Origin of the sequence: Edaphobacter aggregans DSM 19364 (assembly GCF_000745965.1) — a bacterium.
Taxonomy (GTDB): domain Bacteria; phylum Acidobacteriota; class Terriglobia; order Terriglobales; family Acidobacteriaceae; genus Edaphobacter; species Edaphobacter aggregans.
The window spans coordinates 18,226-38,344 of the sequence record NZ_JQKI01000045.1; the positions used below are offsets into that span (position 1 = coordinate 18,226).

A 20,119-nucleotide genomic window follows, 5' to 3' on the forward strand; every position below is an offset into this window, starting at 1 on the left:
CCGGTAAAGCGAGGTGGAGCATTGCCCGATTCCATTGACTGGCCGCAGACGCATTCGCCGCGGCGCTGGCGCCGCTTCCTTGTTATTGTCGCCGTCGTTGCAGGCATCGTCTTCGGCGGTCGGACTGCGTTGTCGTACTGTGTGGAGGTGCTCTGGTTCAGATCGCTCGGCTACGGGGGGGTGTTCTGGAAAACACTGAGCCTGCAGTGGGGGATTTTCACGGTTTTTGCAGTGGCCACATTTCTCATCTTGTACGGAGCGTTTTCAGCTCTGAAACGGGCGAATCAAGCCGATCTGCCGAGCGGTCACACGATTTTCATCAACGGGCAGCCAGTGAGGCTGGCAGTCGAGCCTGTCATGCGCCTTATCGCTTTCGGCGGTTCACTCACCATTGCCGGTACGACCGGCACCGTGATGTTGGCGGAATGGCCGACGCTGGCGCTCTTCTGGTACGGACCGCACGCCACTGGTAGCGTCCTGGATCCGATCTTTGGCAAGCCGCTGAACTTCTTTCTGTTCACCCTGCCCGCATGGCAGCTCATCGTCGGCTGGCTGCTTATGCTGGCCCTAATTACTTGTGTACTCGCAGTTTTCTTCATCCTCATCACGAGCGGATCGCGTGCGCTCGACGGGCGTCGCAGCAGTTACGCCCCATCGCCCTGGCGCGGGCTCTCCGTCGCGGTTGCATTCCTGTTGCTCATCCTCGCGACGCGTGTGTATGTCGATCGATTCGAGCGCTTGTTCGATCGTCATACGATCTTTGAGGGTGTGACCTACACGGACGCGCACGTAATGCTCCCAGGCATGCTCGTCGTCTGTGCTGCGCTCGTTCTCGGCGCGGTGATCGCGGGGGTCAACGCCGTGTCGGTGCTACGCGGGCGCTGGCTCGTAGCTGCGATCCTTCCGGCCACGGTCTGTTATGCCGCACTTGGGGCAGTTGGCTGGTACGTCAGCAGCTTTGTCGTTAAACCGAACCAACTGGTTCGCGAACAACCCTATATTTCCCACAATATCGACATGACGCGGCGGGCGTACGGATTGGACCGATTCTCGCTACGCGAGTTTCCTGCTGAGGCGACCGTCGAGGCTACCGATCCAGCGAATAATCAGTCTACGCTTCAGAACATCCGGCTGTGGGACTGGCAAGCACTCCGGGACACCTTGCGTCAGATTCAGGCAATTCGCACCTACTACGACTTTCCGGACATCGACATTGATCGCTACGAAATTGATGGCAGGATGCGCCAAGTGATGCTCGCTACGCGCGAACTGAACGTCGACAAGCTTCCGGCGAGCAGCCGAAACTGGATCAACGAGAAGCTGATCTACACCCATGGCTACGGTATTACGATGAACCCGGTGAATGGGTTCACGACCGAAGGGCTGCCGACGCTGATGCTGAGCAACATGCCCGTCCAGAGCACGGTGCACGGTCTCACCGTCACGCGCCCAGAGATCTATTTCGGCGAGCTGACCAACACCGACGTGTACGTCAAGACGCGGCAGCAGGAATTCAACTACCCGCAAGGCCAGGCCAACACCCTCACGTCCTACGAGGGCAACGGGGGCATCGTTCTGGGTGGCTTCCTGCGCCGCATCATCCTCGCGCTCGACCGCGGCGATCTCGGAAAGTTGCCGTTCAGCGATGATGTGAACGCGGGGAGCCGGCTGCTGATGCGGCGCAACGTGCGCGATCGCGTATCGGCCTTAGCGCCGTTCCTCACTTACGATCAGGACCCTTACATCGTGGTGGGCGACGATGGCCGACTGTCGTGGGTTATGGATGCGTTCACGGTATCGGACCGTTATCCATACTCGAGCCACTACCGTCTCGGCAACAATCTCATTAACTACATGCGGAACAGCGTTAAGGTAGTCATCGACGCCTACGATGGGACGACAACGTTTTACGTGTTTGACACCGAGGATCCGGTCCTGGGGGCGTACCGCCGCATCTTTCCGACCCTATTCAAAAATGCGGCGGCGATGCCGGCAGGACTACGCAAACACGTACGCTATCCAGAGTCGTTGCTCAAATTGCAGGCGGAAGTGTACGGCCTGTATCACATGACAAATCCGGGGGTGTTCTACAACCGTGAGGATCTGTGGACAGTCGCCACCGAAGTCAGCATGAGCGAAGGTGGGGAACAAACGGTACAGGTGATGCAGCCGAATTTCGTGTTGATGAAACTGCCGGGCGAAACCGGCGTGGAGTTCGTAGAGATTCTCCCGTTCACGCCAGCCAACCGCAACAATCTGATTGGCTGGATTGCCGGGCGCAGCGACGACGCGCTCTACGGTACATCGGTGGTCTACGACTTTCCTAAAACCAAGGTGGTTGATGGGCCGCTGCAGATCGAGGCGCGAATTGATCAGAACGCGCAGCTTTCAGGACAATTGACGCTGTGGAATCAGCAAGGCTCACACGTGCGACGCGGGGCGCTCTTAGTGATTCCGTGCGGGCGCGCGCTGTTGTATGCGGAGCCGATTTACCTCCAGGCTGAGCGAAGCCCGATGCCGGAGTTGCGCGTCGTCGTGCTCGCGCTTCAAGATCGGCTTGCGTACGGACCGACCTTCGAGGCGGCGCTGACGGCTCTTTTTGGCGGAGGGGTCTCGTCAGTGAGTCCCACGGAGCCGGCGCGAGCCGCTCCGGCATCCGCCGCCGCGCCCCAGCCCGCAGCAGATCTCAACTCACTCATCGCGGAAGCCGCCAAAGACCTTGCCGACTACCAGCGCCTGACAGCGGAAGGCAAGCTTGGCGAGGCTGGGCAGAAGCTTGAAGAGCTGAAACGCACAATCGACAAACTGAACGCGCGTCAACGATAGTTCCCCTGCGACGCTGCGTTCTTACCTGTCGAAATCTTCATAAGAAAAACTACCCAGAGACCAGCTTCGGGGATATTTCCGCTGTTGTCGCATGCCAAGAAGTTGCAGGATTGTTTCCTAATAGCCCCGTCTTCCGGGAGCAACTAAGCGATTTTAGGAACGAACCGCAGGTCACTTCTAGTATGCCGACTAAAAGTCTCGATAACCATGCTCGATACTTTTTTGCCCCGCGTGAACCGCTTCAAGAATCGTCACCTTCGGTGGCACATGCCCAGCGAACGGGATCGTATTCTACACGCAAAGTGTGCCTCTCGGCATCGGTTCCTGCGCTCGGGAGAACCAGACATCCAGGATCACTAACAAGAAGCGCCAATCCTGATCAAATGTGAAGCGAAGGCCCTTGACGTATTCATTGAATGGGGCAACTGTCTCTTTCTTGAGTTCTGAACCAGCACACGGCACCGTGTAGAGACATGCAAAGCAGACAAATGCACTAACCAACATAGGCAAATTGCAAGCGCGTATAAGTACGTGGGCATGCCTACTCTCTCTGGCCCAATCCGCGAATAAGAGTCGAGAAATTCAATACAGCTCTTTGCTTGATCGTGAAAAGGTGTATGTTGGTCAACCAGAGGCAGAACAACGAATCTTTGCGAACGAGCTGTTGGCGCGCGGCTTTCCCCGTTTGCCCAATTAATGGTCTGGCGTTCCCGCACCCGTACCCAGCAGCCGCTGCCGCCACGCCACTGCCTCGTCGACAAAACCCGCCTGCATCAATCCCAACAGAGTGAATGCTGTATCGCGCAGCCAGCAGTAGCGATAGTCCTAGTTGCGCGGTCCACCGATCTTCTCCGGAAGCGACGTCGTCACCGCTGCGACAACGCCTCCGGACGGTTGGTACGTCAGAGCCTTCAGTATCATAAGCGAGCGCTACACCGCGTTCGCATACGCTACCCCTGTACCGACCCGTCCCGCGAGACCAGCGCCGCCGTCTCGCAGTGTCTCCGATTATGCAATAGGCCTCGATTCTTGCCGCATGTAGCGGCCCTTGCGTACGCGGCTTCGGTTCTACCAATGTTCCTCCCTCGTGGCCGGTATTCGTGCTGCAACCACATACCTGCTGGGCGCATCTGTCTACGCGGGAACAGGATGCACAATCTTATTGGATGCGGAAAACGCAGCATCGCAGATGTCCTGAGTCGGTGTAATGTCGCTTTGACAGAATGAATAACAATGCAGCATAAGCTAAATCAGAGACTAGATTGAGATGAAACCGTCCGAGGGTCGCAAGCGCGTCATCATCGAGGAGATTCGTCCACAGGTTGACTGTGGCCGTTACCCAGCCAAGCGCACTCTTGGCGATGCCATCACCATCACCGCGGCCGTCTTCGGCGATGGACATGATCATGTCGCCGGGCGCCTTCTCTACCGCAACGATTCAGAGAGTGACTGGCGTTCGACACCGCTCACTCCGCTCGGCAACGATCTGTGGTCCGCGAGCTTTACCGTCGACAAGCTCGGCTACTGGAGCTACACCATCGAGGCCTGGATCGACCACTTCGAAACATGGTGCGCCGACTTACATAAGCGCATCGAAGCGCAGCCCAGGAACGGCGACAAAAACAACGGGCAGGATATCCCGCTTGCCCTTCGGACCGGCGCCAAGCTTCTTGAAGACACGCTGCCCCGTGCCCGCTCGCAGGACAGCAGGGACGCCAACCTGATCCAGCAGGTCGTCCTCTCTCTGCGCTGGCTTGCCGATCAGAACTCTCCCTACTACGAATATCCCCTCTCCGATGAGCTCCTCGACGTCGTCGCGCGTCATCCCGACCTCACTCTCGCCACTCGCTACCCGCAAGAGCTTCGCTTATGGATCGATCGCGAACGCGCCAGCTACTCCACCTGGTATGAGCTCTTTCCCCGCTCCGCCTCGCCCAGCCTTAGCCGTCACGGCACTTTCGCCGACGTCAAAGCTCTTGTGCCCTCCATCGCCGCTATGGGTTTCGACGTGCTCTACATGCCGCCCATCCACCCTATCGGCCGCGCCTACCGCAAGGGTCGCAACAATAGCGTCACAGCAGCCGCTGACGATCCCGGCAGCCCATGGGCCATCGGCTCCTCCGAAGGAGGCCACAAGGCTATCCATCCGGAACTCGGGACCTTCGAGGACTTCCATCATCTGCTCGCCACCGCTCAAAGTCATGGTATGGAGATCGCGCTCGACATCGCATTTCAGTGCTCGCCCGATCATCCCTGGGTCGCCGAGCATCCGGAATGGTTCGTCATTCGTCCCGATGGTTCCATCCAATACGCCGAAAATCCCCCAAAGAAATATCAGGACATCTATCCGCTCAACTTCGAGTCAGAAGACTGGGAGGCGCTCTGGCAGGCCCTCTACGACGTCTTCATCTTCTGGATTGGCAACGGCGTCCGGATCTTCCGCGTCGACAACCCTCATACAAAGGTATTGCCCTTCTGGGAATGGTGTATCGCGGAGATCCACAGCGAACATCGCGACGTCATTTTGCTCTCCGAGGCATTCACGCGACCGCACATCATGTACTCGCTCGCAAAAGCCGGCTTCACACAGAGCTATACCTACTTCACCTGGCGCAATAGGCGCGACGAGCTCGAACAGTACTTCGAGGAGATTACCCGGCCGCCTATCTCCGACTTTTTCCGCCCGAACCTGTGGCCAAACACCCCGGACATTCTCCACGCGACTCTCCAGCAGGGAGGCCGCCCCGCCTTCATGCAGCGGCTCATCCTCGCCGCCACCCTGGGAGCCAACTATGGCATCTACGGTCCGGCCTTCGAGCTCAGCGAGAATATCCCCATCAAACCCGGCAGCGAAGAGTACCTTCACAGCGAAAAGTACGAGCAGCGCCTGTGGGACTGCGCCTCCAACCATTCGCTCGCTCCGCTCATCACGCGCGTGAACCATATTCGCCGCGAGAACCCTGCCCTGCAAAGCGACCGTTTCCTCTTATTCCACCACACCGACAACCCGCGCCTGCTCTGCTACAGCAAGCAGACCCCCGACAATCTCATCCTCGTCGCGGTGAATCTCGATCCGCGCGAAGTGCAGGTCGGCTGGATCGACCTCGATCTCAAGCAACTCGGCATCCCCCATGACCAGCCCTTCGAGATCGAAGACCTCCTCACCGGTGCTCGCTACACATGGCGTGATCGCAGCAACTACGTCGCCCTCCGGCCCGAGGTTATGCCTGCCCACATCTTTCGCGTCACCCGCCCGCCGCAGACAACGTCTAAACTTGCCTCACCAACGCCTGAACCGGAGAGCTACGAGTGAAGAAGCAAGGAAGCGCCACAGGTCCGCTCTGGTACAAGGACGCCGTCATCTACGAGCTGCACGTTCGCGCCTTCCAGGACTCGAACGCCGACGGCATCGGCGACTTCCCCGGCCTCATCTCGCGCCTCGACTACCTTCAGGACCTCGGCGTCACCTGTCTCTGGCTCTTGCCTTTCTTCCCCTCCCCGCTGCGCGACGATGGCTACGACATCGCCGACTACAACAACGTCAATCCCAGCTACGGCATCCTCGACGACTTCAAGCAGTTTCTCGACGCCGCACACCAGCGCGGCATGCAGGTCATGATCGAGCTGGTCATCAATCACACCAGCAATCAGCACCCATGGTTTAAGCGGGCGCGCCTGGCGCCACCCGGCTCTCCAGAGCGCGACTTCTACGTCTGGTCCCCCACCGACCAACCCTTCAAAGACGCTCGCATCATCTTCACGGACACGGAAAAATCCAACTGGACCTGGGACGAGACCGCGAAGGCATTTTACTGGCACCGCTTCTTCTTTCATCAGCCCGACCTCAACTACAATAATCCGTCGGTCCTTGAAGAGGTCCTCAAGGCCATGCGCTTCTGGCTCGATATGGGTGTCGACGCACTCCGCATGGACGCCATCCCCTATCTCGTCGAACGCGACGGAACTTCGTGCGAGAACCTGCCCGAAACACACGCCATCATCAAACGTATCCGCGCCGCCATCGATGAGGAGTACGCCGGTCGCCTCATCTTGGCCGAGGCCAACCAGTGGCCCACCGATGTTCGACCCTACTTCGGCGACGGTGATGAGTGCCACATGGCCTTCCACTTTCCGCTGATGCCGCGCATCTACATGGCGCTCCGCCAGGAAGATCGGCTCCCCATCACCGACATCATGGCACAGACCCCTCAGATACCCTACAACTGCCAGTGGGGACTCTTCCTGCGCAACCACGACGAGCTCACCCTCGAGATGGTCACCAGCGATGAGCGCGACTACATGTACTTTGCCTACTCGGCCGACCCGCGCATGCGCATTAACGTGGGCATCCGCCGCCGCCTCGCGCCGCTTGTCGACAACAGCCGTCGCCGCATCGAGCTTCTCAACTCACTTCTCTTCAGCTTCCCCGGCACGCCCATCATCTATTACGGCGACGAGATCGGCATGGGCGACAACATCTACCTTGGCGACCGTAACGGCGTCCGCACCCCCATGCAGTGGAATTCTGACCGCAACGCGGGCTTCTCCACCGCAGTTCCCGCCAAGCTCTATTTGCCCGTCATCATGGACCCCATCTGGGGGCACCAGGCCATCAACGTCGAGGCCCAGCAGAGCGATCCATCTTCGCTGCTGCACTGGACCCGTAACATGATCGCCTTGCGCAAGCTATTCCGCGTCTTCGGCCGCGGCACGCTTGAATTTCTTCATCCTGAGAACCGCAAGATCCTCGCGTACATCCGTCACTACGACCCCAACTCCCCCTCGCGCGAACAAACCGAGGCCCACACACGCGACGTCACCTCGCCTGGCACCGAGACGGTTCTCTGCGTCGCGAATCTTTCACGCTTTGCTCAGCCTGTCTCGCTCGATCTCTCCGAATTCGCCGGCATGGTTCCTGTTGAGATGCTCGGCTACGTGTCATTTCCTCCCATCACAAGCCAATCCTATCCTCTGACGCTCGCTCCGTACTCCTTCCTCTGGCTCGAGCTTCAGCCTGCAGCGCAGGCCGTTGAGCCTATCGCGACCGAAGAGACGCAACCCGCCGTCGATCTCGTCACTCCTACGCTCGAGAACATCCTTACAGGCTCTGGCCGTGAAATCCTCGAGCACCTTCTGCCGGGCTGGCTCGCTCGTCAGCGATGGTTCGGAGCCAAGGTCCGCACCATTAAGTCAGTCCACGTCCGGAACTCCGTCCGGCTCGACTCGGCCCTCTCCAATACCGCCGTCGTCCTCCTCGAGATTATCTATGACGACCACCGCCAAGAACCCTCCCCAGATCTCTACCAGGTTTCTCTCGCGATTACTTCGGGAGAGGAAGGTGAACTCTTCCAAACCGACCATCCGGCTGCGATCATCGCCAGGTTGACCACTCCGGCCGGTCCCGCTGTCATTTATGACGCCACCATTCGCGAAGACCTCCGCCAGGCACTGCTCCACCTGATTGAAAGCAGTGCCGAGTTGCCTGCGACTGATGGCATCCTTCGCGCGCAGGCGAGCAGCGTCTTCCTCTCCACGCGCGGCGACGGTCCGCTCCCCACGCGGATATCCTCTGCTGAACAGTCGAACACCTCTCTTCTCTACGACCAGCGCCTTATCCTCAAGCTCTTCCGCCGCCTTCAGCCCGGCGAAAACCCTGATACGGAGATCGGCCGATTCCTCACCGAGGTGGCCCGCTTCCCCCGAATTCCTCCCTTCTGCGGAGAGATCCGCCTGACCTCCGGCGACGAGCCGATTACCCTTGCCATGCTGCAGGGTCTGATCGAAAACCAGGGCGACGGCTGGCAGTGGACCCTCGATGAACTCGCGCGGTACTTCGAAACCATCTCCTCGTGTCCCGCACCGCCCGACGTCGGCTCTCCACCATCGTTCACCGTTCAGTCCCACGTGCCAGCTCAGTCGACTGAATTCGCTGGCTTTACCCTCGAGGCAGCCGCGCTGCTTGGCCGCCGTACTGCAGAGATGCACCTCGCACTTGCCACGCCTACGGATGATCCGGCCTTTACCGCGGAGCCCTTCACTTGCGCGGATCTTGAGGCCGACGCTTTACGCCTGGATTCTCAACTCCATGTGACGCTCGAAGCCCTCAAGCAATCGATGGCGCGCCTCTCCGACGACTCCACTGTCGATTCTGCCGCGCGTATCCTCTCCAACCGGCTCGACCTCATCAGCCGCGCCTCCGCCCTGCGCGCATCCGAACTCGCCTCCGACCAGCCCGGCCAGCGCATTCGCATCCACGGCGACTACCATCTCGGCCAGGTCCTCCGCGCCCACAACGACTACATCATCCTCGACTTCGAGGGCGAGCCCGCGCGTTTACTCAGCGAGCGCCGGCAGAAACAGTCGCCCCTCAAAGATGTCGCGGGTATGCTGCGCTCGTTCAGCTATGCCGCCTTCTCCGCGCTAAACGCCTTCACCGGCCATCATCCTCCCCCCTCCGTCGACCAGGCGCGTTGCCTGGAGGCATGGGCGATTCTCTGGCAAAACGCCGCCTCGACAGAATTTCTGCGCGGCTACCGCGAGGCGATCGCCCAACGGCCGGAGCTTGTTCCCACGCCATCCGCTGCGCAGACACTTCTTAACGCATATCTTCTCGAGAAGTCCCTCTATGAACTCCTTTATGAACTCAACAACCGTCCCGCCTGGGTTCGCATCCCTCTGACAGGTATCCTCGGGCTTCCGCGATAAACTTTCATTCGAAGCACTGATCGAGTTCTGCACTCACCCATGGCCACCTCCTCTCCGAATGCCGTCCCCGCCACCGATGCCGCTCCCATTCCAGCGGGCTCCCTACTTGTCCATCTCGCGCCGCTGCCAGCGGAAGCGCTTGAAGCTGCGCTCTCGAACCTCGCACTCGCCTTTCCCTCACAGACGGTCGTCGTAGCGCTGCCCCAGATGTCAAATCTTACGTCGCAGACATCCTTCAACACGATTCGCCGGCTGCCCTACGCTCCCGTCTCATCGACAACCCGCACCTTGACCGCCGCAGCTTCCGCCCGCTATCACCTCGGCCCCAAGAAGGCCTGGTCAACTCGGCAATTCTCTATCCGCTCAACCGCGCTCTCTTCGGCGCTCGCCCTCGTTTCCTCTCGCCCTCGATCTTCCCTCGCTTCGAATGTCCGAACGCCTGGCCGCCATGGCGCAACGCTTCACCACCGCCAATCAGGAGGATGCCCTGCTCTGGCCCACCGCGGAAGCCGCGGTGGGCTCATATACGTGCACTGAGGTTGATATTCCGTCGCGCACTTTTCCCCAGCCGCCAGCCGTCGACCTCAACACCATTCTCAAGCAGATCGCCAGTTCGCATTTTGCAGAGACCGGAGCTAATGCCGCCTTCTGGCAGCGCGTCAGGACCACTCCTCCGCGCCCCGCCCCTCCGGTACCTACTCCCATCGACGGGCTGCCCGACGTTGCGCCCATGCTCGACTCCTTCCAACTCGCCTACAACAATCTTCGTGAGCTCTGGTCGCTCGTGCTGCCGCCGCAGTCGTTGCTCGGCTTCAAGCGCCTCAATGCTCTTCTTGCGGCCGACTTTCGCATGCCCAATTCGCTCTGGGCATCGCTTATGACTTCGCCGTCGCCTATCGCCTGGGGACCATCAATCGCGGCCACCTGCTCGGCGCGCTTACGCCTCTCTATCTGGCATGGATCGCCTCGCACCTCACGCTCATTCGCAACGGTACGCCGCCCGAAAAGCACGTTGAGGAACTCGCACAGGTCTTTGAGACCGACAAACCCTACTTCGTATCCCGATGGCGCTGGCCCGACAGGTTCAATCCGTGAAGCTGTGCGTATTTCGTTAACCCGCCGACTTGCTGACTCACTGCTTCGCTCATAAACCAGGCATCTAAGGAGAGCAAACCATGTGGCAACAGGTTGAACTCGCACTCAAAGAATCCGCTCATCGCGCCCTGGTCACGCTAGCCAACTTTCTCCCCGGCATCCTCGCCCTTCTCATCGTCGTAATCCTGCTGACCCTGATCGGAGCGCTCGTCGCCGCCCTGCTGCGCCGCCTGCTCACTTCCATGCGCTTCGATGAGCGCCTTGCCCGAAACACGGTCGTCCCTCTCAGCGATTGGGCACCCTCCCACAGCCCTACACTTCTGATCACACGGACCTTCTTCTGGGGCTGCGTCATTCTCGGCTTCATCATCGGCATCCTCGCCTTCGACTCAGCCTACTCCGGCAATTTCCAGGTATCGATCCTGCTTCTGGCATACCTCACCCACTCCGTCGGAGCCGTCATCCTCCTCATCCTCGGCACCCTTATCGCGCGCTTCCTCTCGCGCTCGGTCCTTATCGGAGCGGTCAACCAGAACCTTCAGTACGCGCGCTTCCTCTCGCTAGGCGTCAAGTGGATGGTCCTCGTCATCACTGCCGCCATGGTCCTCGATCACCTTCAGATCGGAGGAACAATCGTCGGCCTCGCCTTCGGCATCCTCTTCGGAGGCATCGTCCTCACGCTCTCGCTCGCAGTAGGCCTCGGCTCGCGCGAGATCGTCAGCCGCTCGCTCGAAAAAAACGTCGACCGTCCACTCGATACCATGCCGCCCGAGAGCGACTACCGGCCCTCATCCACAGAAACCCTGCGCCACTTTTGAGCAGCCCTGTGTTTGATCGCCGGGAGCGATGTCTACTTCTGGCTAGGCGCGACGACTACGATCATGAAGCTTCCCGGCTTCGCAGTCATTTTGCCACCCGGTGCAGCCTCAAACTCCGCCGTAGGCAGATAAATCCTGTCCTCGTCGGATCGGTCCCTATGGTCCTCGCGCCAGTTGGCGTCTTCACCACCTGCTCGATCTCAAACTTCCTCGGGCGACGTCTCCCGGGCGACTGCGAGCGAACCCTCAGGGCTGGGAATCAAAAGAAACCCGGTCTGGCAGCCGGATGGGCAGTTCCTACTGTTTTCTGCAAGTTTTACTGGAAGTTCAATCCGTATCGATCGCATCAAAAGTGATGGCACCGGGACAAGCGAGACAGTTCTCAAGTCGGACGGCTTCGTTGACAACCCTGCGTCAGTTTGTCGCGAAGGCAATTATTTGGCTTTTGCCCAATACCCAAACGTTCCGGGAGGCCCAAGCCTTGAAAGGTCCGCGGTTTGGATACTTCCCCTTACCGGAGACCGGAAGCCTTTCCCTTTGATCAACTCTCAGTTCGGGAATTCGTCGGCTACATTCTCTCACCAACTGTAAGTGGGTTGCCTATGTTTCGATCGAGACCGGACAGCGTGAGGTTTATGTCACCCATTTCCCCGACGCTACGCGCAGATACCGGGTATCGACACAAGGCGGCACACTGCCGCGGTGGCGAGGTGATGGTAAGGAGTTGTTCTATCTTTCTCAGAACAGCGTTCTGGCCGAGAGCGTCGACGAAAAGGCTGATTCGATATCGCTTGGCACCCCGCGTACACTCTTCAGCGCAGCCAACTACGGAGCGGCGAACGTTACCTCCTATGACGTGACAGCTGATGGCCGGCGCTTTCTGATAACCGAACTCAACTCCCCAAAGGGACCTGTCCCCCTCACGCTCGTCACAAACTGGGATGCGGAGTTGAAGACAATATGAGACTCGCCAGGTGACGAGCGCCTTGCAAAGGGGCCTGGAGATACACTTTGGCGTCTTCGACAGTCCCAACAACCGCCGAGAATACTTAAACTCGGCTTGTGGCAGGTTTCTCGGCTCCGTCACATGGTTCCTGGTGACGGCAACCCTTCCATAATCCGGTAAGGGAAGGGGTTGCCGACATCCTGCGAGTAACTGACGACAAGAGCGTTACTGCTCCGCACAAACCTCTGCGTTTCCTTCGACACTGTAAGTTTAAAAAAATGGGGCGAAGAATTGGAACCGTCCCGATCGAACAGCGGTGCAAAAGATTTCACTCGGCCGTCCAGAACGCTCTTGGGAAGATCATCTCCACTCGCAATCCGCCATTAGGGTCATTGATCGCTTGAATGCGACCCCCGTGAAGGCGCACGATCCTTTCTGTGATCGCCAACCCGAGTCCGACGCCTCCTGGGTCGTAGCTGCGCGTATCGGCCACACGATAGAAAGGCTTGAAAATATTCGATAATTCCTGCTCCGGCACGCCAGGGCCGTGATCCCGGATGGAGAGGATGACTTCGTTCTCACTCGTCACTCCGTCGGTTCGCAGGGCTACTTCAACCGCCGTTCCAGTTTGAGTGAACCGGATTGCATTGCGAAGAACGTTCTCGACTGCGCTCCGCAGAAGATTTGGGTCTCCCAGAACGGCAGGATTCGCGGCTTGCACAATGTCGACGCGGCTCCCTCTTTCCTGCGCTTCGAAATCAGCATCGCTGACGACGCTTGAAATTAGTTCGGACAGGTCGACTCGCACAGGCGTCTGCAGCGTAGAGGCCGCCTCGAGCTTGGCGACGGTCAGCAGCCGTCCGATCATCTGGTTGAGTCGTTGCAGGTCGGTCTCCAGGCGGTCCAGGGCGGGATCGTCGCGCACACGGCCCCGCAGCAGGTCCAGGGCTACATTCATCCGCGCCAAAGGCGATCGAAGCTCGTGAGAAACGTCATACAGGAGCTGGCGCTGGCTGGAGATAAGATGTTCCGTCTTGTCCGCCATTCGATTGAAGTCGCGCACCAGGTCGCCAAGTTCATCCCGGCGCAGCTCCATGCTGGGTTCGGCGCGCACGCTGAGCTCGCCCGCCGCAATTTGCTGCGCCGCCGAACGCAGACGGAGAATGGGAGTGGTTAGGTAGAGAGTGAGAAAGTAACAGATGGCGCCAGAGACCAGCAGTGCCACCACAACGCGCAAAGGCGCCATGCCGGAATGCTCGCCGCCTAAGGCTCGTGGGCCTGCCAGCAGCTCCGATGCATAGATGTAGGCACGACCATTGGACCCCTTGATCGGAACGGCCATCCTCGCCAGGCCACGCCGCATGTCGGAGTCCGATGGCTTGCCGCTGACGATGTGTGCCGTCATGACCTCGAACTCCGGGCAATATTCTCCAGCCAATGGGTGTCCGGCATCATCGAAGAGGCAGGCGTGGATGTGGGCGTCCTCGGAGAGGCGATGAATGTACTCGGATGCGGCAGATGCACCGCTTTGTTCGAACGCGCCGGCAGCTGCCGTCCCAAAGTACCTTGCCGTATCTTCAAAACCGGCATGCCAGCGCGAGGGCACGCTTGCAGGCTGCAACACCCAAGCCAGCACAAGCGAGATTCCGGTAAGGATCACGGTCGCCCAGAACCAGAGAAATATCTTGAGGAAGAGATGCCGCATGCTTAGTGCTCCTCGTTTGCCCGGCGCGACGCAAGCAGATAACCGCTGCCGCGCACGGTCTTGATATGTTCGAGGCCGCGATGCACATCCAGCTTCTTTCTGAGATTGCTGATATGAACGTCTATCGTGCGATCGAACACCCCCAGCTTTCTTCCCAGAGCAGCATCGGTGAGATATTCGCGGGTAAGGGCGCGTCCAGCATTGCGGACCAGGACCTCAAGCAAAGCGAACTCGACCGTCGTGAGGTGCAGTGAGCTACCGTCGACCCAGGCCTCTCGTGCTGCGATGTCGATCGTGATGTCTCCCGACGTGAAGCGGTCGGGACCTGAACGCCGCTCATCCAATCGGCGCAGAATCGCTCTGATGCGGGCGACGAGTTCTCGCGGATTAAACGGCTTCGGCAGGTAGTCGTCGGCCCCCACCTCCAGGCCGACGATGCGGTCGATATCGTCTCCGCGAGCTGTCAGCATCAACACAGGAACCGAGGACCGCGAGCGCAGCTCTTTGAGAAGCTCCATTCCTCCCATGCGCGGCAGCATCACGTCCAGGATAACAAGGGAGTATTCGCCGGAGCTTGCCATCTCCAATCCACGCTGCCCATCGTGCGCCGCATGGAGAACGAATCCGTCCTCCTTAAGGCGTTCGGCGAGAAGTGCGCAGAGCTCAGTATCGTCATCGACAATCAGCAGGCGGTTCATGGCAGTCGGCATTCCGTGCTTCTCCAGATGGTAGTCGGAGAAGCCACACCATGCGCAAATCTTTACTTACCTTTACATTCCCTGACCAATCTTTATCGCATGCGCCTTTTCGTAATGCTGTACTCAAGCAGATGGGATTGCGAGGTGTACCGATGAAACGCAAAGCACTTTGGGCAGTATTTGGATTGACTGTAGTTGCTCTTGTCATAACTGTCGCGCGAGCAGACTTCAGGAGAGGACACGGCTGGTGCGGTAACGGATGGCATCATGGTGGGCCGCTGGGCCATGTAGGTCGCGAACTCAAGCTGAGCGATGCTCAGCTTTCCCAGGTCCGGTCAATATGGATCGAAGAGCGGCCGATGATAACGGCCCTGCTCAAAGACTTGACCAGCGGAGCCCATCAATTGGCCAATGCGAGCGTCGGCGGAAAGTTCGATGAGGGCAAGGTGCAGGCAATCGTGGTCACGGAAGGCAATACCTTTGCGAAATTGCTCCTGGAAAAAGAACGCTTCAAATCGCGTGTCTACACCACGGTCCTGAACGAGGAACAGCGCCACTCCGCGGATAAGCTGCAGCAACGCTGGCTGGACAGGATGGACCATGCCGTCGCGCGGCTCGACAGAGGAAATCAGTAGCTAGTGAAACGAAATAACAGGTGCAACCATGCGCAACTCTCTCTCGTTGATCCTGAAAAACGCTGCTCGCAACAAGCGCCGAAGCTTTCTTACGGCAGCCAGTATGGCGACCTCTCTCTGCGTGCTCGGGTTGATCTTCGCCCTTTACCAGATACTTTTTGGGGGCGGAGAAGAGACTCCAGCTACGGCGTTGCGCCTGATCGTCCATCACAAGGTCTCCCTTACTCAGGAGTTGCCCGCATCGTTTGAAGAAAAGATTCGCAAGATTCCAGGCGTCAAGGCCGTTACGAGTCTGCGCTGGTTTGGCGGAACCTATAAGGACCCGGGCGATCCGAAAAACCACTTTGCCCAGTTCGCCATCGAGCCGCAGGCATTTCTCATGGTCCACCCTGAGATTCACCTGTCCGCGCAAGAGCAGCAAGCGTTCCTGACCCAGAAGACCGCAGCCCTCGCAACCCGCGATCTTGCCGACAAGCTGCACTGGCAGCCTGGAGAGCGGATCACTATCGTGAACTCGACATCGACACCTGCGCTGACGCTGGAGCTGACGCTCGTGGGCGTCTACGACGCCTCCAACGAAGGCTATGGAGAGACCATCTACTTCAACCGCGACTACTTGGAGGACAGCCTGCCGGCATCCGACAAGCGCCGCGGCATGACCCAGCAGTATCACGTGGAGGCATCTTCGAAAGAAGACGTCGCCCGCGTCGCCGCGGCGATCGATAGCGCCTTTGCCGAATCGCCTGCACCGACCCTGACGGAAAACGAGCGCGCCTTCATGCTGAGTTTCATCTCGTTCATCGGCAGTTTGAAGGTCTTCATGCTCGCGATCTGCTCCGCTGTCACGTTTACGATCGTCCTCGTATCGGCTACCGCCATCTCCATGTCTGTTAGGGAGCGTACACGCGAAGTAGGCATCCTCAAGACCCTGGGCTTTGCCTCGTCGGACATTCTTCAGATGATTCTCGGTGAATCCCTTCTTATTGGCCTGGTTGGCGGAGTTGCTGGATGCATCGCGGCGGAGGGCCTATGTCTCGCTCTTGCTCGCGCCGCCCACTCGCAAACTGCATTCCGGACCCTCAGCACGCTTTCCATGACTCCGCTTACGGTGCTGCTCACCTTGGCCGCCGCGGCTCTCGTAGCGGCCATCAGCGCGGCCATTCCGGCACGAAGTGCGGCGCGAATATCCATTCTCCATGCATTGGCATACACGGGGTAAACAGATGAAGATTCCACTGCGATATAGCTGGCGAAACCTTATCGTCCGGAAGACGACGACTCTGATGACCGTGTTGGGCATTGCCATAACGGTCTTTGTGCTGATAGCATCGCTTGCTCTTGTCGACGGCCTGCGAAAGGCTTTCACAAGCACAGGGGATCCTCTTCAAATCCTGGCGCTACGTAAGGGCAGCACCTCGGAGCTCGCCAGCGCGGTTACGCCCGAGACGTTCTCCCAGTTGCAGGCTCTTCCCGGTATAGCGGAAGATGCAAACGGCGCGCCTTTGGCATCTCTTGAGATGGTCACTGTCATCAACCTCCCAAGCCCCAAACTCGCGCGAGGGATGAATGTGACACTCCGGGGCTTGTCTCGCGTGGGTGTAGACATGCGCGGTGCTCCTCTGATGCAAGGGCGCTGGTTCCAGGCAGGGCAGCGGGAAGTAGTGGTAGGCAAATCGATCTCTGCGCGTTATCCCGATGCCGCAATTGGCCATCGCCTGAACTTTGGACGAGGCACTTGGCAGGTCGTTGGGGTGATGGATGGCGGCGACTCCGCGCTGAACAGCGAGATATGGGGTGATGTCAATCAGATGAGCTCCGATTACAATCGCCAGGCTTCGCTCAGTTCCATCCTGGTGCGCGCGACAGATCCCGCCGCGATGGCCCGGTTCATTGCTGCTATCGGCGAGGACCGCAGCCTCGGGTTATCCGCCACTTCCGAAAAAGAGTATTACGCGAAACAGACCTCCTCCGGCGTTCTGCTGGAAGCCAGCGGCATCTTCATCGCTTTCATCATGGCGGTGGGAAGCAGCTTTGCGGCAATGAACACAATGTATGCCGCGGTAGCACGGCGAGGCCGCGAGATCGGCACACTCAGAACCCTTGGGTTTTCACGCTTCCAAGTCATGCTGAGCTTCATGATCGAATCTCTCCTGCTCGCATCGATGGCGGGCATCGTTGGTTGTATCGCCAGTCTCCCTTTGAACTACATCACGACCGGCATCGGCAACTTTGCAACATTCAGTGAAATACAGTTTCGCTTTCACGTCGGCTTGACGACAGCCATTGCTGGGATCACGTTTGCGATGCTGCTTGGCCTCGCCGGCGGATTTGTCCCGGCTCGCGCAGGCGCTAAGAAAGAAATCCTTGCCGCGCTAACGGAGAACTAACCTCCATGACCGTGGATCTTAAGCATTTGCGGATTGATCGCTCCTCTGACAAACAGCCGTCGGAGAAAAAGCCTCATGACGGCAGCCGAAAACTATTGCCCGGCGGTAAAAGGCTGTTGCTCGCCGGAGCGGCACTTCTGGTTGTATGCGTTTCAGGTGCGATCTTCCTCGCTACCCGGTCACCTGCACTGCAAGTAGCTGTCACGACGGTGCACGCGGAAAACGTGACTGGTGGCAGTGGCGGCGAGGTTATCTTGAATGCGACCGGCTACATCGTCCCCGCGCATAAGATTGACGTCGCAACCAAGGTAAATGGACGTGTGGCATGGATCGGCGTTGGCAAGGGCGATCAAGCGAGCGCTGGACAGATGCTGGTGCGTCTCGAGTCCGATGAGTACCAGGCCAAAGTGCAGGAAGCCGTCGGCCAGATTAACTACCTCAAGGCAAAACTGGCCGAATTGCAAAACGGGTCGCGGCCGCAGGAGATCGCGAAGGCCAATGCAGACATGGCCGAGATGCAATCGGAGATGGAGAATGCCCGCGTCACCTTGCAGAGGACCCGCCGGTTGGCAGAGGCGCAGGTTCTCTCGAGGCAAGCTCTTGATGATGCGACTGCCAAATTCAATCAGGGAGAGGCAAAGTTCAAGTCACTCGAACGCAGCTACGACCTCGCACGTGTGGGCCCGCGCTCCGAAGAGATCGACGCAGCCCGGGGACAGTTGGAACAAGCTGAGGGCACGCTTGCGTATGCCCGCACGCAGCTTCAGAACACAGTCATTCGAGCGCCCGTCGCAGGCACCATCCTCGAAAGAAATGTCGAGCCAGGTGAGTTTGTCACCACCGGTTTTGTAAGCGACAACGGCGCGCGAGGATATGTCGTTTCTCTCGCTGACCTGCATCAGCTCCAGGTGCAACTCGACATCAGCCAGAATGACTTTTCCCGTCTTGTGCAGGACCAGCCTGCCGTCATCACGACGGACGCCTATCCGGATCGGAGATACGAAGGCGAAATTGAAGAAATCTCGCCTGTTGCCAACCGCCAGAAGGCGACCGTCGAAGTGAAGGTCAAGATACGCGATCCCGATCACCTCCTGCGGCCCGATATGAACGCCTCGGTAGCATTCGTCGCGGTCGCTGCGCAAAAGCAATCCGGAGGAGCGTTGCCGGTTATCTCCGTGCCGAAGACCGCGCTCCGCGATCTTGGAGTCTTCGTCGTCGTGAACGGCAAGGCAGCATACCACAAGGTCCGCACCGGCGCCGCTTCTGCGGATGCAGTGCAAATAATTGAGGGGCTGCAGGAGGCTGATCAGCTCATCGTCAACCCGCCTGCCAGTCTCAGGGAAGGCCAGGCAGTCAAAACTGGAAAGAAGGAATAACCCATGAGTGATATCGCTATCGAAGCAAGAGACCTGACAAAAACCTATACCCACGAAGAATTCAGCGTCACCGCGCTGGACGGCATCAGCCTTACCGTTCCGAACGGCGATTTTGTTGCCCTGATGGGTCCATCAGGCTCCGGAAAATCGACGCTGCTTCACCTGGTGGCCGCCATGGATATGCCAACTACAGGCGAAATCAGGGTCTTGGGCAGCAGGCTCGAATCCATGAAAGATCGCGAGGTTGCCCGTTGGCGAAATGCTCATGTCGGGTTTGTCTTTCAGTTTTTTAATCTCATATCAGTGCTGACGGCCCTTGAGAATGTCGAATTGCCCTTAAACCTTACGTCGCTAAGGCAGAAAGAGAAGCAGAAGCATGCAAAGACCGCATTGAACCTAGTGGGTCTGGGAGATCGCATGGACCATCTGCCGCATCAGCTATCCGGCGGGCAGCAGCAACGCGTCGCTGTTGCACGCGCCCTGGTAACGGATCCCGATCTGATCCTTGCAGATGAGCCGACCGGGAACCTAGACGCTTCTTCCGCCCAGGACGTACTGGCGCTCATGCAGCAACTTCATCGGGAATTCGATAAAACCATCGTGATGGTCACCCACGACAGTCACGCGGCACAGTTCGCCAACCGGACTCTCCACCTTGAGAAGGGACGGCTGCTCGATTGCTAAGGTTTCTCGGAGTTCGCCCTGGGTTCCTTTACATTGGCCTCCGACGGATTCGCCGCCGCCGGAGCATTGATTGTCGAGGGTTTTTGCTTTGTGTGTTGCCCTATCCCAGGCAACGCTTCGACTCTCATCACGCAAATGCTTTTCGATGGTGCAAAGATAGCTTCGTGCCGGAATCATGTCTCTTTGCAGATTTGTACTGACAAAGCGGCATAGCGGAAGTTATCTCGGTTCGTTCTCCAACTCC

13 protein-coding genes and 1 pseudogene are annotated in these 20,119 nt (G+C 58.7%); 11 read left to right on the plus strand and 3 right to left on the minus strand.

Going from position 1 to position 20,119, the window contains the following annotated elements; all coding sequences use genetic code 11:
* Positions 1-21 precede the first annotated feature (21 nt).
* Positions 22-2,826 (plus strand): UPF0182 family membrane protein, encoded by a 2,805-nt coding sequence (locus Q363_RS17320; protein WP_035352525.1) that lies wholly within the window; start codon positions 22-24, stop codon positions 2,824-2,826.
* 693 nt (positions 2,827-3,519) lie between these two features.
* On the opposite strand, the pseudogene Q363_RS45875 reads toward Q363_RS17320, so the two are convergent.
* A pseudogene (locus Q363_RS45875) lies at positions 3,520-3,639 on the minus strand (hypothetical protein); the annotation flags it as partial.
* 454 nt (positions 3,640-4,093) lie between these two features.
* Between Q363_RS45875 and Q363_RS17325 the strand changes: the two are divergent.
* From Q363_RS17325 to Q363_RS17345, 5 genes are all read left to right on the plus strand, one after another.
* On the plus strand, positions 4,094-6,139 hold the full coding sequence (locus Q363_RS17325; protein ID WP_051978912.1) for an alpha-1,4-glucan--maltose-1-phosphate maltosyltransferase: 2,046 nt from the start codon (positions 4,094-4,096) through the stop codon (positions 6,137-6,139).
* Entirely contained in the window at positions 6,136-9,531 is a 3,396-nt protein-coding gene (gene treS, locus Q363_RS17330; RefSeq protein ID WP_035352528.1) for a maltose alpha-D-glucosyltransferase, read from the plus strand. The genes Q363_RS17325 and treS overlap by 4 nt, the downstream gene beginning before the upstream one ends.
* Before the next feature lie 427 nt (positions 9,532-9,958).
* Entirely contained in the window at positions 9,959-10,681 is a 723-nt protein-coding gene (locus Q363_RS44205) for a hypothetical protein (RefSeq protein ID WP_051978913.1), read from the plus strand.
* Positions 10,682-10,706: 25 nt separating this feature from the next.
* Positions 10,707-11,444 carry a hypothetical protein gene (locus tag Q363_RS17340; protein ID WP_035352531.1) on the plus strand — a complete coding sequence of 246 codons (738 nt, stop codon included), beginning with the start codon at positions 10,707-10,709 and terminating at the stop codon, positions 11,442-11,444.
* Between the two features lie 724 nt (positions 11,445-12,168).
* Positions 12,169-12,408, plus strand: a complete 240-nt coding sequence (locus tag Q363_RS17345) for a hypothetical protein (RefSeq protein WP_035352534.1) — start codon at positions 12,169-12,171, stop codon at positions 12,406-12,408.
* Positions 12,409-12,718: 310 nt separating this feature from the next.
* Here Q363_RS17345 and Q363_RS17350 read toward each other — a convergent pair whose 3' ends face one another.
* Together Q363_RS17350 and Q363_RS17355 are read right to left on the minus strand one after the other, a co-directional pair.
* The gene (locus Q363_RS17350; protein ID WP_051978914.1) at positions 12,719-14,095 is read right to left on the minus strand and encodes an ATP-binding protein; all 1,377 of its coding nucleotides are present in this window, start codon (positions 14,093-14,095) and stop codon (positions 12,719-12,721) included.
* A gap of 2 nt (positions 14,096-14,097) precedes the next feature.
* A complete protein-coding gene (locus Q363_RS17355) occupies positions 14,098-14,805 on the minus strand; it encodes a response regulator transcription factor (protein WP_245632287.1) in 708 nt (235 codons plus the stop codon).
* A gap of 38 nt (positions 14,806-14,843) precedes the next feature.
* Here Q363_RS17355 and Q363_RS40675 point away from each other — a divergent pair, with 38 nt between their 5' ends.
* From Q363_RS40675 to Q363_RS17380, 5 genes are all read left to right on the plus strand, one after another.
* Positions 14,844-15,428 (plus strand): Spy/CpxP family protein refolding chaperone, encoded by a 585-nt coding sequence (locus Q363_RS40675; protein ID WP_157467063.1) that lies wholly within the window; start codon positions 14,844-14,846, stop codon positions 15,426-15,428.
* Positions 15,429-15,456: 28 nt separating this feature from the next.
* Positions 15,457-16,647 carry an ABC transporter permease gene (locus Q363_RS17365; RefSeq protein WP_035352540.1) on the plus strand — a complete coding sequence of 397 codons (1,191 nt, stop codon included), beginning with the start codon at positions 15,457-15,459 and terminating at the stop codon, positions 16,645-16,647.
* 64 nt (positions 16,648-16,711) lie between these two features.
* Entirely contained in the window at positions 16,712-17,815 is a 1,104-nt protein-coding gene (locus Q363_RS17370; protein WP_245632289.1) for an ABC transporter permease, read from the plus strand.
* Between the two features lie 5 nt (positions 17,816-17,820).
* Positions 17,821-19,191 (plus strand): efflux RND transporter periplasmic adaptor subunit, encoded by a 1,371-nt coding sequence (locus Q363_RS17375; protein ID WP_035352545.1) that lies wholly within the window; start codon positions 17,821-17,823, stop codon positions 19,189-19,191.
* 3 nt (positions 19,192-19,194) lie between these two features.
* Positions 19,195-19,875, plus strand: a complete 681-nt coding sequence (locus Q363_RS17380) for an ABC transporter ATP-binding protein (protein WP_035352547.1) — start codon at positions 19,195-19,197, stop codon at positions 19,873-19,875.
* Positions 19,876-20,119: the final 244 nt, after the last annotated feature.

What these genes read in the sequence shown, in the direction of transcription:
- Q363_RS17325 (WP_051978912.1), top strand. Translation starts at nt 4,094, where the DNA reads ATGAAACCGTCCGAGGGTCGCAAGCGCGTCATCATCGAGGAGATTCGT.
- Q363_RS44205 (WP_051978913.1), top strand. Translation starts at nt 9,959, where the DNA reads ATGTCCGAACGCCTGGCCGCCATGGCGCAACGCTTCACCACCGCCAAT.
- Q363_RS17340 (WP_035352531.1), top strand. Translation starts at nt 10,707, where the DNA reads ATGTGGCAACAGGTTGAACTCGCACTCAAAGAATCCGCTCATCGCGCC.
- Q363_RS17350 (WP_051978914.1), bottom strand. Translation starts at nt 14,095, where the DNA reads ATGCGGCATCTCTTCCTCAAGATATTTCTCTGGTTCTGGGCGACCGTG.
- Q363_RS17355 (WP_245632287.1), bottom strand. Translation starts at nt 14,805, where the DNA reads ATGCCGACTGCCATGAACCGCCTGCTGATTGTCGATGACGATACTGAG.
- Q363_RS40675 (WP_157467063.1), top strand. Translation starts at nt 14,844, where the DNA reads ATGCGCAAATCTTTACTTACCTTTACATTCCCTGACCAATCTTTATCG.
- Q363_RS17365 (WP_035352540.1), top strand. Translation starts at nt 15,457, where the DNA reads ATGCGCAACTCTCTCTCGTTGATCCTGAAAAACGCTGCTCGCAACAAG.
- Q363_RS17370 (WP_245632289.1), top strand. Translation starts at nt 16,712, where the DNA reads ATGACCGTGTTGGGCATTGCCATAACGGTCTTTGTGCTGATAGCATCG.
- Q363_RS17375 (WP_035352545.1), top strand. Translation starts at nt 17,821, where the DNA reads ATGACCGTGGATCTTAAGCATTTGCGGATTGATCGCTCCTCTGACAAA.
- Q363_RS17380 (WP_035352547.1), top strand. Translation starts at nt 19,195, where the DNA reads ATGAGTGATATCGCTATCGAAGCAAGAGACCTGACAAAAACCTATACC.